Source organism: Isoptericola sp. NPDC058082 (assembly GCF_042885055.1).
GTDB lineage: Bacteria > Actinomycetota > Actinomycetes > Actinomycetales > Cellulomonadaceae > Isoptericola.
Map to the genome: position 1 here is coordinate 616,842 of NZ_JBHVSQ010000001.1, position 14,083 is coordinate 630,924.

A 14,083-nucleotide genomic window follows, 5' to 3' on the forward strand; every position below is an offset into this window, starting at 1 on the left:
GTGCGGGGGCAGTTGCTCCTCTTTCGGACTTGTGATATGGACGGCGATCCCACGCCTCTCTACCCCCCCCCCCTCTACCCCCCCCCCCCCCCCCCCCGGGCCCGCACCACCTCCCGCCCGCACGACGAAGAACGGTGCCCACCTCGTGAGACCGGCCAAGATCACCGCCGAGCACAACCCCCTGCGCGACCCCCTCGACCTGCGGCTCCCCCGCATCGCCGGCCCCAGCGGCCTGGTGATCTTCGGGGTCACGGGCGACCTGTCGCGCAAGAAGCTCATGCCCGCCGTCTACGACCTGGCGAACCGCGGCCTGCTGCCGCCCGGCTTCGCGCTGACGGGCTTCGCCCGCCGCGACTGGGAGGACGAGGACTTCGCCCAGGTCGTGCACGACGCGGTCAAGGAGCACGCCCGCACACCGTTCCGCGAGGCCACGTGGCGCCAGCTCGCCGAGGGCATCCGCTTCGTGCAGGGCTCGTTCGACGACGACGAGGCGTTCGAGCGCCTGCGCCAGACGGTCGAGCAGCTCGACGCCGAGCGCGGCACCGGCGGCAACCACGCCTTCTACCTGTCCGTGCCGCCCAGCGCGTTCCCGATCGTGTGCCGGCAGCTGTCCGAGTCGGGGCTCTCCAAGTCGTCCCCGGACGCGTGGCGCCGCGTCGTCATCGAGAAGCCCTTCGGGCACGACCTCGAGAGCGCGCGCGAGCTGGACGCCGTCGTCTCCCAGGTCTTCGACCCGGAGTCGGTGTTCCGCATCGACCACTACCTCGGCAAGGAGACGGTCCAGAACCTCCTCGCCCTGCGGTTCGCGAACCAGATGTTCGAGCCGCTGTGGAACAGCAACTACGTCGACCACGTGCAGATCACGATGGCCGAGGACATCGGCATCGGCGGGCGTGCGAGCTACTACGACGGCATCGGCGCCGCCCGCGACGTGATCCAGAACCACCTGCTGCAGCTCCTGGCGCTCGTCGCCATGGAGGAGCCGGTCAACTTCGACGCCGAGGCCCTGCGCGCGGAGAAGATCAAGGCGCTCTCCTCGGTGCGGCTCCCCCGCGACCTCGGGCGTCACACCGCACGCGGCCAGTACGCCTCCGGGTGGCAGGGCGGCGAGAAGGTCGTCGGGTTCCTCGAGGAGGAGGGCTTCAACCCCGACTCCACGACCGAGACCTTCGCCGCGGTCAAGCTCGAGATCGACAACCGGCGCTGGGCGGGCGTGCCCTTCTACCTGCGCACGGGCAAGCGCCTGGGCCGCCGCGTCACCGAGGTGGCCGTCGTCTTCAAGAAGGCGCCGCACCTGCCGTTCGAGTCGTCGCTCACGTCCGACCTGGGCAACAACGCGCTGGTCATCCGCGTGCAGCCCGACGAGGGCGTCACCCTCCGGTTCGGCGCGAAGGTGCCCGGCACCGCGATGGAGGTCCGCGACGTCACGATGGACTTCGGCTACGGCCACTCGTTCACCGAGTCGTCCCCCGAGGCCTACGAGCGCCTCATCCTCGACGTCCTCCTCGGCGACCCGCCGCTCTTCCCGACGCGCGAGGAGGTCGAGCTCTCCTGGAAGATCCTCGACCCGGTCACCGCGTACTGGGCGGGCAAGGGCAAGCCGGAGCAGTACGCCTCGGGGACCTGGGGCCCGGAGTCCGCCGACAAGATGATGGCCCGCGACGGCCGCTCGTGGCGGCGCCCGTGAGGCCCTCCGGCGCCCCCGACGACGCCGCCCGCGCCGCGGCGAGCCGCATCCACCCGCGCCGCATCCACCCGCGCCGCACCCAGCGAGGAGAGCCCCGATGATCATCGACATGCCGGACACGACCACGAACGCGGTCGGCAAGCGGCTCGCCCACCTGCGCGACGAGGGCGGCGCCGTGGCGCTCGGCCGGGTGCTCACCCTCGTCGTCGTCGCGGAGGAGGCCGACATCGAGGACTCCGTCCGCGCCGCCAACCAGGCCAGCCACGAGCACCCGTGCCGGGTCGTCGTCATCGCGCCGCTCGCGCAGCGCGACCGCTCCGCGCCGCGGCTCGACGCCGAGATCCGCGTCGGCGGCGACGCCGGCGCCTCGGAGGTCGTCGTCCTGCGGGCCGGCGGGCCGATGCTCGACCACCCGGACACGCTCGTCATGCCCCTGCTGCTGCCGGACGCCCCGATCGTCGTCTGGTGGCCCACCGGCGGCCCGGACGCCCCGTCGGCGGACCCGATGGGCGCGATGGCCCAGCGCCGTATCACGGACACGACGACGGCAGCGGACCCGGTCGCGATGCTGCACCGGTTGGCGGGCGCGTTCAGTCCCGGCGACACCGACCTCGCATGGGCGCGCGTCACCCTGTGGCGCGGCCTCATCGCGGCGGCGGTGGAGCAGCCCCCGTACGAGCCCGTCACCGCGGTGACCGTCGAGGGGCAGGAGCAGCACACGTCGCTCGACCTGCTCGCCGCCTGGCTCGGCCAGCGCCTGCGCTGCCCCGCGACGGTCGTGCGCACCGACAGCGACGACGCGATCACCCGCGTGACCCTGGAGCGCAGGAGCGGGCCGATCGTGCTCGACCGCCCCGACGGCCGCGTCGTGTCGATCACGCAGCCCGAGAAGCCGGAGCGCCGCATGGCGCTGCCCATCCGCGCGCTGAGCGAGGCCCTCATCGAGGAGCTGCGGCGCCTCGACCCCGACGAGCTCTACGGCGAGGTGCTCACCAAGGGCCTCACGCGGGTCGAGACCGTCAAGGCGAAGTCGACGGCGAAGGCCCGGGCGTGAGCGCGCCGCTCGTCGTCGTGCACCCGGACCCGGCCGTCCTCGCGGAGGCCGCCGCGGCCCGGCTGCTCACCCGCCTGCTCGACGTGCAGTCGGTCCGCACGCCGGTGCACGCGGTGCTGACGGGCGGCACCGTGGGCATCAAGACGCTCGAGGCCGTGGCCGCGAGCCCGCTGCGTGCGGCCGTGGACTGGTCCGGGGTGCACCTGTGGTGGGGCGACGAGCGGTTCCTGCCGGACGGCGACCCCGACCGCAACGAGACCCAGGCCCGTGCCGCCCTCGTGGACTCGCTCGTCGCGGAATCCGGCCTGCCCGGCGCCCACGTGCACGCGATGCCCGCGCGCGGCGCCGTGCTCGACGGCGACACCGTCGAGACGCCGGAGCAGTCGGCCGCGGCCTACGCGGCCGAGCTCGCGGCCTTCGCCCCCTCGCCCGCGGCCGACTCGCAGGAGCCGGCCGTGCCGGAGTTCGACGTGCTGCTGCTGGGCATGGGCCCGGACGGGCACGTCGCCTCGTTGTTCCCCGGGCACGACGGCCTGTCGGCCCGCGGCGCGACGGTCGGGGTGCACGGTTCCCCGAAGCCGCCGCCGGAGCGCGTCTCGCTCACGTTCGACGCCCTGCGGCGGGCGCGCGAGGTGTGGGTCGTCGCGGCCGGTGCCGAGAAGGCGGCCCAGGCCGCCGCCGCCCTCGCCGGCGGCGCGGTGACCGACGTCCCGGCGGCCGGGGCCCACGGCACCGAGGGCACGTTGTGGCTCCTGGACGCCGCCGCCGCGGCCGGCCCGGCCGCCTGACCTGCTAGCTCGCCGACCGGTGCCGGTCGGCGAGCAGGCGGGCGGGCGTCTCGTCGTCGAACTCGGCGAAGAACTCCCCCACCCGTTCGGTGAGCTCGCTCATCCCGTCGCACGCGAACAGGGTCGGTTGGTAGTGCGAGATGTCGTACTCCACGGTGCCCATGGAGTAGAAGTCGAGCGGCAGGATCGTGGCGCCACGAAACTCCTCGATCTCGCCGTACGAGGACAGCAGGCCGGCGCCGTACGCCCGCAGCTCCCCGTCCTCGTACATCACGCCGAACTCGATGGTGAACCAGAAGACGTCCGCCACGAACTGCAGTCCCTCGGCCGTCTCGCAGCGCCGCGCGGCCTCGCCCGCCCGGCGCTTCACCTCGGCGATCGCCGGGTTGGCGAGCAGGTTCCCGTGCCCGACGACCTCGTGGATGATGTCCGGCTCGGGGGTGTACAGGGGCTGCGACCCGTGGCGCAGGTACTGCGTGGAGTGGAAGACGCCGTCGGCGAGCGACCCGTAGAACTGGTCCAGGGGCACCAGCCCCGCGGCGGGGTGGAGCCGGAAGCCGCTGAGCGGCTCCAGGCCCGCGCTCACCTCGTCGAGCTGCGGCACCCGGTCGGTCGGCAGGCCGAGGGCTTCCTTGCCCTCGAGGTACCCACGGATCGCCAGGCGCTCGTGCTTGGGCGCGAGCTCGGCGCACACGGTGCGCCAGATCTCGTTCTCCCCGTCGGTGTACTCGACGCGGGGCACGGGGTCTCCCGGCGACCAGCGCAACGCCGGGCCGGCGATGACCTCCCGGCGGCGCCGGTACTCCGGGTCGTTCGCGCCGGGGTGGTCGTCCGTGAGGTGCACCGTGACGCCGTGCTCGTCCTCGGTGACGGGGGCGTAGAGCTGTCCTTCCTCGAACATGCGGCCAGACTACGCCACCGTCTCGACAGGTGGACACCCCGTCGGGTCGGAGCCCGACCCGCCGCCGTCAGCTCGCCCGGCGCAGGCCCGTCCGGCGTGCCCGCAGGGTCGCGAGCGCCTCCTCGAGGAGGGCGGCGCCGTCCTCCTCGGACCGGCGTTCCTTCACGTATGCGAGGTGCGTCTTGTACGGCTCGTTCCGCACCGGCTCCGGCGGGTTGGCCGCGTCCAGCCCGGCGGGGAAGCCGCAGCGCGGACAGTCCCAGAACTCCGGGGGCTCGACGCCCTCGTTCGCCGAGAAGCTCGGCGTCGTCTCGTGCCCGTTCGCGCACCAGTACGAGACCCGCACCCGGGGTGCCGCCTCGCCGCGCTCGGACTCTCCCAGCGGACCCGCGCCCACGCGCGAGCCCCGGATCGCATGACCGGCTGTAGCCACGTCCTGTCGTCCTCACCTTCGACTCAGTGGGCGTACGCCCACGGACGATCTTCGTGAACCGTGGAGCCGGGCTCGCCACCCGGCTCCGTTGCCCCCGCACCGGCCGAGCCTGAGCCCGGGCCGGTGACGGTCGCGGTCGTGCGGCCTCAGCTCACCTTCGTGATGAGGCCGAGCAGCACGATCACGACGAACCAGACGAGTGCGAAGCTCACCGTGATCCGGTTGAGGTTGCGCTCGGCGACGCCGGAGCTTCCGGCAGCGCTCGAGATCCCCCCGCCGAACATGTCGGACAGACCGCCGCCCTTGCCCTTGTGCATCAGGATGAGCAGGGTCAGGAAGGCGCTGGTGATCACCAGGAGAACCTGAAGGATGATCTGCAAAACGTCCACGGTGTCCTCGGCTGTCCTCGTTCGTCGTCCGTCCCGCGGGGCGGGCTTCTGTTCGTCACCCGACCAGGACGTCGTCCCGGCCGGGTCAAGAGTAAGTGACGGACGCCTCTCGAGGCGAACACCGATGTTTCCATCGGGTGACGATCCTCGGGAGGCGTCCGTCGGACGGGTCCGGGCCCGCCGTGGGGTGTCGCGTCAGGCGACGTGCGACTGGTAGCGCGCGATCTTCGCGAACTCGACCGGGTCGAGGCTCGCGCCACCGACGAGCGCGCCGTCGACGTCGGGCTGCGCCATGATCTGCGCGACGTTGCCCGACTTGACCGACCCGCCGTACAGCACGCGCACGCCCGCGGCGAGCTCGGCGTCGTACAGCTCCGCGAGGCGGCCGCGGATCGCACCGCAGACCTCCTGCGCGTCGTCCGGCGTCGCGACCTCGCCGGTGCCGATCGCCCAGACGGGCTCGTAGGCGATGACGACCTGCGCGGCCTGCTCCGCCGGCACGTCGGCGAGGGCGGCGTCGACCTGCGCGAGGGTGTAGGACACCTGCTCGCCGGCCTTGCGCACGTCCAGCCCCTCCCCGACGCACAGGATCGGCACGAGCCCGTGCTCGAAGGCGGCACGCACCTTGGCGTTCACGAGCGCGTCGTCCTCGGCGTGGTACTCGCGGCGCTCGGAGTGCCCGACCGCCACGTACGTGCAGCCCAGGCGGGCCAGCATCGGGCCCGAGATCTCGCCCGTGTAGGCGCCCGACGCGTGCGTCGACAGGTCCTGGGCGCCGTAGCGCACCCCGAGCTTGTCGGCGTCCACGAGGGTCTGCACGGAGCGCAGGTCGGTGAACGGCGCCAGGACGGCGACCTCCACGGCCTCGTAGTCGTGCTTCGCGTCCTTGAGCGTCCACGCGAGCTTCTGCACCGCGGCGATCGCCTCGGTGTGGTCCAGGTTCATCTTCCAGTTGCCCGCCATCAGGGGCGTGCGGGTGGTGGCCACGATGGGCTCCTCGTTCTCTCGTGCTGGGGTGGGAAGGATCGGAAGGCTGTCAGTCCGCGAGGACCGCGAGGCCCGGGAGCTCCTTGCCCTCGAGCAGCTCCAGGCTGGCGCCGCCGCCGGTGGAGATGTGGCTGAAGCCGTCCTCGTCGAAGCCGAGCGCGCGCACGGCCGCGGCCGAGTCGCCACCGCCCACGATCGAGAACGCGCCGGCCGCGGTCGCGTCGACGATGCCCTGCGCGACGGCGCGGGTGCCCGCGGCGAACGCCGCGAACTCGAACACGCCCATCGGGCCGTTCCAGACGACCGTCTTCGCGTCCGCGAGCCGCGCGGCGAACAGCGCACCGGACTCGGGGCCGATGTCGAGGCCCATCGTCCCGTCGGGGATCTGGTCGGCCGGGACGGTGCGGTGGGGCGCGTCGGCGGCGAACGAGTCGGCGGCGACGATGTCGGTCGGGAGCACGATCTCCACGCCCGACTCGGCGGCCTGGGCGAGATACCCCTTGACGGTGTCCACCTGGTCGGCCTCGAGCAGCGACGAGCCCACCGAGTGGCCCTGCGCGGCGAGGAAGGTGAAGACCATGCCGCCACCGATGAGCAGCCGGTCCGCCTTCGTCAGGAGGTTCTCGATGACGCCGAGCTTGTCGGAGACCTTCGAGCCGCCCAGGACGACGGCGTACGGGCGCTGCGGGTCGGTGGTGGCGCGCGAGAGCGCCTCGACCTCCTTGAGGACGAGGTCGCCGGCCGCGGCCGGGAGCAGCTTCGCGACGTCGTAGACCGACGCCTGCTTGCGGTGCACGACGCCGAAGCCGTCGGACACGAACGCGTCGGCCAGCGCGGCCAGCTCGCCGGCCAGCTCCTCGCGCTCCGCGTCGACCTTCGAGGTCTCGCGCGCGTCGAACCGGACGTTCTCCAGGAGCGCGACCTGGCCGTCGGCCAGGGCGGCGACGGTCTCCTGGGCCGACGGCCCGGTCACGTCGGCCGCCAGGGCCACGTCCTGGCCCAGCAGCTCACCGAGGCGCGCGGCCACGGGCGCCAGGGAGTAGGCGGGGTTCGGCTCGCCCTTGGGGCGGCCGAGGTGGGCGGTCACGACCACGCGCGCGCCGGCGTCCGTGAGGCGCTTCAGCGTGGGCAGCGCGGCCTTGATCCGGCCGTCGTCGGTGATGGTGGTGCCGTCGAGCGGCACGTTGAAGTCCGAGCGGACGAGGACGCGCTTGCCGCGCAGCTCGCCCAGGGTGTCGATGGTCTTCATGGGGCACACCTGTCCGTCAGGGCCCGGTGCGCGCGGCGCGACCCTCATGCGTCCGCACGTCCTGGGCCGGGGTGATCTGGTCCGTACATGACGACGTCCGCGTGCGCGGCCGGAGTTCGGCGCGCACGCGGACGTCGTGACTCACGCTCGAGCGGTGTCGGGCGCCGGAGTCGTCAGAGCTTCTCGCCGACGTGGACGGTCAGCGCGACGAGGGAGTTGGAGTAGCCCCACTCGTTGTCGTACCACGAGACGACCTTGACCTGGTTGCCGATCACCTTGGTCAGCTTCGAGTCGAAGATGCTCGTGTGCGGGTTGGTGACGATGTCCGACGACACGATCTCGTCGTCCACGTACTCCAGGGTGCCCTTGAGCGGGCCCTCGGCGGCGGCCTTGACCGCGGCGTTGACCTCCTCGACCGTGACCTCCTTCGGGGCCTCGAAGGTGAGGTCGGTGGCCGAACCGGTGATGACCGGGACGCGCAGGGCGTAGCCGTCGAGCTTGCCCTTCAGCTCCGGGAGCACCAGGGCGACGGCCTTGGCGGCACCCGTGGTGGTCGGCACGATGTTCTGCGCGGCGGCGCGGGCACGGCGGAGGTCCTTGTGCGGGCCGTCCTGCAGGTTCTGGTCGCCGGTGTACGCGTGGATCGTCGTCATGAGGCCACGCTCGATGCCGATCGAGTCGTTGAGGGCCTTGGCGAGCGGCGCGAGGCAGTTCGTCGTGCACGACGCGTTGGAGATGATGTGGTGCGCGGCCGGGTCGTACTGGTCGTTGTTCACACCCATGACGAAGGTCGCGTCCTCGTTCTTCGCCGGGGCGGAGATGATGACCTTCTTGGCGCCGGCGTCGATGTGCGCCTTGGCCTTGGTGGCGTCGGTGAAGAAGCCGGTGGACTCGATGACGATGTCCGCGCCCAGCTCGCCCCAGGGGAGGTTCGCGGGGTCGCGCTCCGCGAGCGCACGGATCTTCTGGCCGTCGACGATGATGTTCTCGTCGTCGAAGTCGACCGACTTCGGGAAGCGGCCGAGCACCGTGTCGTACTTGAGCAGGTGGGCCAGAGTCTTGTTGTCGGTCAGGTCGTTGACGCCGACGACCTCGATGTCCGCACCCGACTCCACGAGAGCGCGGTAGAAGTTCCGTCCGATCCGACCGAAGCCGTTGATCCCGACGCGGATGGTCACGATTGCCCTCCTCAGGGCGCGCCGGTGAGATCCCGGCGCACACGGTTGATGCCGACTTCCGCACGCCGCGAGGGGCGTGCTGATGATTCACGTCGTGACCCCGGAACCACCCGACGTTCTTCCACCGGGCGGTCAGCCTCGGGTCACGTCGTCGTCACCTGACGGAATGAGCCTATACCCGAACGGGCCGTGCCGCTGACCCTCGACGGCACCGTGAGACATGTGGTCTGACCATATGGACAGGACCCGGGTCAGAGCCGGCCGACGCGCGTCGCGAGGCCTGTCCGCCCGGGCGGCCGGACGCCGTCAGAGGTCGAGGAGCTCCGGGCTCAGGCCGGACTCGGTGTCCGGGATCCCGACCTCGAGCGCCCGCTTGTCCGCCGTCGACAGGAGCCGCCGGATCCGGCCCGCGACGGCGTCCTTGGACAGCGGCGGGTCCGCCAGCTGCCCCAGCTCCTCCAGGGAGGCCTGCTTGTGCGCCAGGCGCAGCTCCCCCGCCTGGCGCAGGTGCTCGGGCACGTCCTCGCCCAGGATCTCGAAGGCGCGCTGCACCCGGGCGCCGGCCGCCACGGCGGCCCGCGCCGACCGCCGCAGGTTCGCGTCGTCGAAGTTCGCGAGCCGGTTGGCCGTGCCGCGCACCTCGCGCCGCGCACGCCGCTCCTCCCAGATCTCGCGGGTGCGGACGGCACCCATGCGCCGCAGGATCTCCCCGATCGCCTCGCCGTCGCGGACCACGACGCGGTCCACGCCCCGCACCTCCCGGGACTTCGCCTGCACGCCCAGGCGCCGCGCGGCGCCGACCAGCGCGAGCGCCGCCTCGGGCCCGGGGCACGTGACCTCCAGCGCCATCGACCGGCCGGGCTCCGTCAGCGACCCGTGCGCGAGGAACGCGCCCCGCCACACCGCCTCGGCCTCCGCGACGCCCGCCGACACGACCTCCGGGGCCAGGCCGCGCACCGGCCGCCCCCGGGAGTCCAGCAGGCCCGTCTGGCGGGCGAGCGACTCGCCGTCGCGCACCACCCGCACCACGTACCGGTTGTTCTTGCGCAGCCCCCCAGCCTGCACCACGATCAGGTCGCTCGTGTGCCCGTAGAGCTCCGTGATCGACTGCCGCAGCCGCGCCGCGGCCGCCTCGTCGTCGAGCTCCGCCTCGATCACCACGCGGCCCGAGATGATGTGCAGCCCGCCGGAGAACCGCAGCGTCGCCGAGACCTCGGCCTTGCGGCACGACGTCCGGGTCACCTTGATCCGCGCGAGCTCGTCCTTCACCTCTGCCGTCAGCGCCATGGCGTCATCCTGCCACGCGAGGCAAGCACCCCGAGCCGTCGGCAGCGTGCCGCCGGGCAGCGGTCACACGTCCCCGTAGACGCCCTCGAACACGTCCCGGTAGGCCGCCGCGAGGCGCAGCGGGTCGTGGCGTGCCGTCCCGTCGCCGCGACGCACCTGGCGCATGAGGAGCCGGGCGCCCACGGCCTGGGCGGCGTCGGCGAGCTCGTCCACGTCCTCCACGGCCGACGGGTCGGCCAGCACCGCGTCGACGCGCAGCCCCGGCGCGTGCCGGTACAGCGCCTCGAGATGGTCGGTCGCGGTCAGCCCCTGGGTCTCGCCGCGCTCGGCGGCCAGGTTGAGCGTCACGCACACGCGCGCGTCGGTCTCGTGCAGAGCCTTCGCGAGCTCCGGCACCAGCAGGTGCACGAGCACCGACGAGTACCAGGATCCCGGGCCCAGCACGACCCAGTCCGCGGTGCGGACCGCCTCCACAGCCTCCGGGCACGCCGGCGGGTCCGCCGGCACCAGCCGCAGCTGCTCGATCCGGCCCTCGGACACGGCGACGCGGCTCTGCCCGACGACGGTGTCGAGGGTCGCCACGCCGTCGCGACGCACGTCCGCCTCGACCACGAGGGGCACCGACGCCATGGGCAGCACGCGACCCCGCGCGCCGAGCAGCCGGCCGACCCAGTCGAGCCCCGTCACCGTGTCGCCGAGCAGCTCCCACAGCGCGACGATCAGGAGGTTGCCCATGGCGTGCTTGTCCAGGCTGCCGCCCGAGACGAACCGGTGCTGCAGCAGGTCGCTCCAGGTGCGGCCCCACTCGGAGTCGTCGCACAGCGCCGCGAGCGCCATCCGGAGGTCGCCGGGCGGCAGCACGTCGAGCTCGTCACGGAGGCGGCCCGACGACCCGCCGTCGTCCGCGACCGTCACGACGGCGGTCAGCCGGTCGGACATCAGGCGCAGCGCGGACAGGCTGGCGAACAGGCCGTGCCCTCCCCCGAGCGCCGTCACCGCCGGCGCCCCCGGGCTCCCGACCGGCGCCGTCACTCCTTCCCCAGGTCGCGCGCCGTGAGGGAGACCCGCTGGCCCGCGTCCCGCAGCCGCTGGGCGATCTCGCCCGCGATCGCGACCGAGCGGTGCTTGCCCCCCGTGCACCCGACGGCGATCGTCACGTACCGCTTCTCCTCGGCCAGGTAGCCGGCGAGGACCGGCTCGAGCGCCGCCACGTACCGGTCCACGAACTCCTGCGCCCCGGGCCGGGCGAGCACGTACTCCCGCACCGGGGCGTCGCGCCCCGTGAGGTGACGCAGCTCGGTGATCCAGTACGGGTTCGCCAGGAAGCGCACGTCCACGACGTGGTCGGCGTCGAGCGGGATGCCGTACTTGAAGCCGAAGGCGAGCACGTTCACGCGCAGCGCGTCGGGCGCGCCGTCCGCGACGGCGGCGCGCACCTCGCGCGCGAGGTCGTGCACCGACAGCTCCGACGTGTCGATGACGACGTCGGCGCGCTCGGCGATCGACGCGAGCGCACGACGCTCCTCGCCGATGCCGTCGAGGATCCGGCCCTCGCCCTGCAGGGGGTGCGGGCGGCGGACGCTCTCGTAGCGCCGCACCAGGGTCTCGTCGCGCGCGTCCAGGAACAGGATCCTGTAGTTCACCCCGGCGTCGCGCAGGTGCTGCAGCACCCGGGTGAGCTCGGCGAAGTACTCCCGCCCGCGCACGTCGACCACGACCGCCAGCCGCTCCACGGAGGAGCCGGCCCGGGTCATGAGGTCGACGAGCGGCACGATCATCATCGGCGGCAGGTTGTCGACCACGAACCAGTCGAGGTCCTCGAGGACGCCCGCGGCACGCGAGCGCCCGGCGCCCGACATACCGGTGATGATCAGGACCTCGGTCTCGGCCTGCTCCGGAGCCGGGGTCGTGGCCTCGATCTCGGGGATGCCCTGCGGGACGGTGATGGGGTCCGGCTCGCTCATGCGCCCAGCATGCCAGGACCCGCACCGTCGTGGCTGGTCGGCGCGCTGCCGGCGCCGGTCGGCACGTCCGCCGAGGTCGCCCCGGACGCCGCGTCGGGTGCGCCGCCGTCCCTGCCGAGGGCGGCGACCACCGCCTCCGCCGTGCGCCTGCCCATCCCCCGCACCGCGGCGATCTCGTCGACGCTGGCCGCGCGCAGCTTCTTCACCGACCCGAACGTGGTCAGCAGCGCCTTGCGACGGGTGGGCCCGAGGCCGGGCACGTCGTCCAGGGCCGACGTGATCATGCCCTTGCTCCGACGCCGCCGGTGCTGCGTGATGGCGAACCGGTGGGCCTCGTCTCGCACGCGCTGCAGCAGGTAGAGGCCCTCCGAGGAGCGCTGCAGGATCACCGGGTAGTCCTCGCCGGGCACCCAGACCTCCTCGAGCCGCTTCGCGAGCCCGCAGAGCGCGACGTCGGTGACGCCCAGCTCGTCGAGGGCGCGCTGCGCCGCCGCCACCTGCGGCGGCCCGCCGTCGACGACCACGAGGTTCGGCGGGTACGCGAACCGCTTGCGCTCCCCCGGCTCCTCGGCGGGCACCTCGCCCGAGCGCGGACGGGCGGGGACCCGTGCGGACGCCCTCGCACCGTCGCGGTCGTCGTCGCTGTCGTCGAGCTCCACGTCGCCCGACGCCAGCCGGTCGGCCAGGTATCGCCGGAACCGGCGCGTGATCACCTCGTGCATGGCCGCCGTGTCGTCCCGTGCCCCGTCGCCCTCGGGCCCGCGGACCGAGAAGGTGCGGTACTCGCTCTTGCGCGGCAGACCGTCCTCGAACACCACCATCGACGCCGACTGGTACGTGCCCTGCGTGTGGGAGATGTCGTAGCACTCGATGCGCAGCGGGGCGGACTCCAGCCCCAGCGCCTCCTGGATCTCCCGGAGCGCCTGGCTCCGGGTGGTGAGGTCGCCCGCACGGCGGGTCCGGTGCAGGGTCAGGGCGTGCTCCGCGTTCGCCCTCACGGTGGCGGCGAGCTCGCGCTTGTCGCCACGCTGCGGCACCCGCAGCTCCACCCGGGCTCCGCGCAGGCCGGTCAGCCACGCCGTCATCTGCTCCGGGTCCGGTGGCAGCACCGGGACCAGCACCTCCCGCGGGACGGCGTCGCGCGTCTCGCGCCGGGACGCGGCGCGGCCCTCGGAGTCGAGGTCCGCCACCTCCGCCGCCGCGCGCGCGTCCTCGACCGCGCCGTACACCTGCTGCAGCAGGTGCTCGACGAGCTCCGCGTCCGTGACGTCCTCGACCTTCTCCACCACCCAGCCGCGCTGCCCGCGGATGCGCCCGCCGCGCACGTGGAACACCTGGACGGCGGCCTCGAGCTCGTCCCCCGCCAGGGCGAAGATGTCGGCGTCGGTCGCGTCCGGGAGCACGACGGCGTTCTTCTCCGTGGCGCGGCGCAGCGCCTGGATGTCGTCGCGCAGCCGGGCCGCCTGCTCGTACTCCATGGACGCGGCGGCCTCGTTCATGCGTGCGGTGAGGCGCCGCTCGAACCGCTGGGTGTCGCCGGCCATGAAGTCGCAGAAGTCCTGCGCCAGCTGCTTGTGGTCGTCGACGGTGATGCGCCCGACGCAGGGCGCCGAGCACTTGTCGATGTACCCGAGCAGGCACGGTCGGCCGGTCTGGTGCGCTCGGCGGTAGACGCCCGCGGAGCAGGTGCGGATCGGGAAGACCCGCAGCAGGAGGTCGAGGGTCTCGCGGATCGCCCAGGCGTGGCCGTACGGTCCGAAGTAGCGCGTGCCGGGGCGCTTGGCGCCGCGCATCACCTGGGCGCGGGGCACCTCCTCCCCCATGGTCACCGCGAGGAACGGGTACGACTTGTCGTCGCGGTACTTCACGTTGAACCGCGGGTCGTACTCCTTGATCCACGAGTACTCGAGCGCCAGGGCCTCGACCTCGGTGCCCACCACCGTCCACTCGACCGACGCCGCCGTGGTCACCATGCTCTGCGTGCGGTGGTGCAGGTGGGCGACGTCCTGGAAGTAGCTCGACAGCCGCGCCCGCAGGTTCTTCGCCTTGCCCACGTAGATCACGCGGCCGTGCGCGTCGCGGAACCGGTAGACGCCGGGCGACGTGGGGATCTCCCCCGGCTTCGGGCGATAGGTCGCTGGGTCGGCCATGCCGTCAGCCTAGGTC

The 14,083-nt window shown here is 73.0% G+C and carries 13 protein-coding genes; 3 read left to right on the plus strand and 10 right to left on the minus strand.

Annotated features, from left to right (window positions below):
* The first annotated feature begins 145 nt into the window (after positions 1-145).
* The 3 genes from zwf to pgl all read left to right on the plus strand — a co-directional run bounded on the left by zwf (position 146) and on the right by pgl (position 3,529).
* Positions 146-1,687: a glucose-6-phosphate dehydrogenase gene (zwf, locus tag ACFVS0_RS02905; protein WP_429763413.1), complete on the plus strand. Its 1,542-nt coding sequence runs from the start codon at positions 146-148 to the stop codon at positions 1,685-1,687.
* 97 nt (positions 1,688-1,784) lie between these two features.
* Positions 1,785-2,741 (plus strand): glucose-6-phosphate dehydrogenase assembly protein OpcA, encoded by a 957-nt coding sequence (opcA, locus tag ACFVS0_RS02910; RefSeq protein ID WP_430587108.1) that lies wholly within the window; start codon positions 1,785-1,787, stop codon positions 2,739-2,741.
* Positions 2,738-3,529, plus strand: coding sequence for a 6-phosphogluconolactonase (pgl, locus tag ACFVS0_RS02915; RefSeq protein WP_430585534.1), 792 nt, complete (start codon positions 2,738-2,740; stop codon positions 3,527-3,529). Before opcA ends, pgl begins: the two co-directional genes overlap by 4 nt.
* A gap of 4 nt (positions 3,530-3,533) precedes the next feature.
* On the opposite strand, the gene ACFVS0_RS02920 is transcribed toward pgl, so the two are convergent.
* The 10 genes from ACFVS0_RS02920 to uvrC form a co-directional block, all read right to left on the minus strand.
* Positions 3,534-4,430 (minus strand): phenylalanine 4-monooxygenase, encoded by an 897-nt coding sequence (locus ACFVS0_RS02920; RefSeq protein WP_430551990.1) that lies wholly within the window; start codon positions 4,428-4,430, stop codon positions 3,534-3,536.
* Between the two features lie 67 nt (positions 4,431-4,497).
* A complete protein-coding gene (locus ACFVS0_RS02925; RefSeq protein ID WP_430551991.1) occupies positions 4,498-4,863 on the minus strand; it encodes an RNA polymerase-binding protein RbpA in 366 nt (121 codons plus the stop codon).
* A 146-nt stretch (positions 4,864-5,009) separates the two neighbouring features.
* The gene (secG, locus tag ACFVS0_RS02930) at positions 5,010-5,252 is read right to left on the minus strand and encodes a preprotein translocase subunit SecG (protein WP_380326827.1); all 243 of its coding nucleotides are present in this window, start codon (positions 5,250-5,252) and stop codon (positions 5,010-5,012) included.
* Between the two features lie 195 nt (positions 5,253-5,447).
* A complete protein-coding gene (gene tpiA / locus ACFVS0_RS02935) occupies positions 5,448-6,215 on the minus strand; it encodes a triose-phosphate isomerase (RefSeq protein ID WP_430552021.1) in 768 nt (255 codons plus the stop codon).
* A 73-nt stretch (positions 6,216-6,288) separates the two neighbouring features.
* Positions 6,289-7,488, minus strand: coding sequence for a phosphoglycerate kinase (locus ACFVS0_RS02940; RefSeq protein WP_430551992.1), 1,200 nt, complete (start codon positions 7,486-7,488; stop codon positions 6,289-6,291).
* Between the two features lie 173 nt (positions 7,489-7,661).
* Positions 7,662-8,666, minus strand: coding sequence for a type I glyceraldehyde-3-phosphate dehydrogenase (gap, locus tag ACFVS0_RS02945; protein WP_429729141.1), 1,005 nt, complete (start codon positions 8,664-8,666; stop codon positions 7,662-7,664).
* A gap of 306 nt (positions 8,667-8,972) precedes the next feature.
* Positions 8,973-9,953 carry a DNA-binding protein WhiA gene (whiA, locus tag ACFVS0_RS02950; RefSeq protein WP_429729139.1) on the minus strand — a complete coding sequence of 327 codons (981 nt, stop codon included), beginning with the start codon at positions 9,951-9,953 and terminating at the stop codon, positions 8,973-8,975.
* Between the two features lie 63 nt (positions 9,954-10,016).
* On the minus strand, positions 10,017-10,985 hold the full coding sequence (gene yvcK / locus ACFVS0_RS02955; RefSeq protein WP_430587109.1) for a uridine diphosphate-N-acetylglucosamine-binding protein YvcK: 969 nt from the start codon (positions 10,983-10,985) through the stop codon (positions 10,017-10,019).
* Complete coding sequence (gene rapZ / locus ACFVS0_RS02960) at positions 10,982-11,917, minus strand: RNase adapter RapZ (RefSeq protein WP_430551994.1); 936 nt, start codon at positions 11,915-11,917, stop codon at positions 10,982-10,984. Before rapZ ends, yvcK begins: the two co-directional genes overlap by 4 nt.
* Complete coding sequence (gene uvrC, locus ACFVS0_RS02965; RefSeq protein ID WP_430587110.1) at positions 11,914-14,067, minus strand: excinuclease ABC subunit UvrC; 2,154 nt, start codon at positions 14,065-14,067, stop codon at positions 11,914-11,916. Before uvrC ends, rapZ begins: the two co-directional genes overlap by 4 nt.
* Positions 14,068-14,083 lie beyond the last annotated feature (16 nt).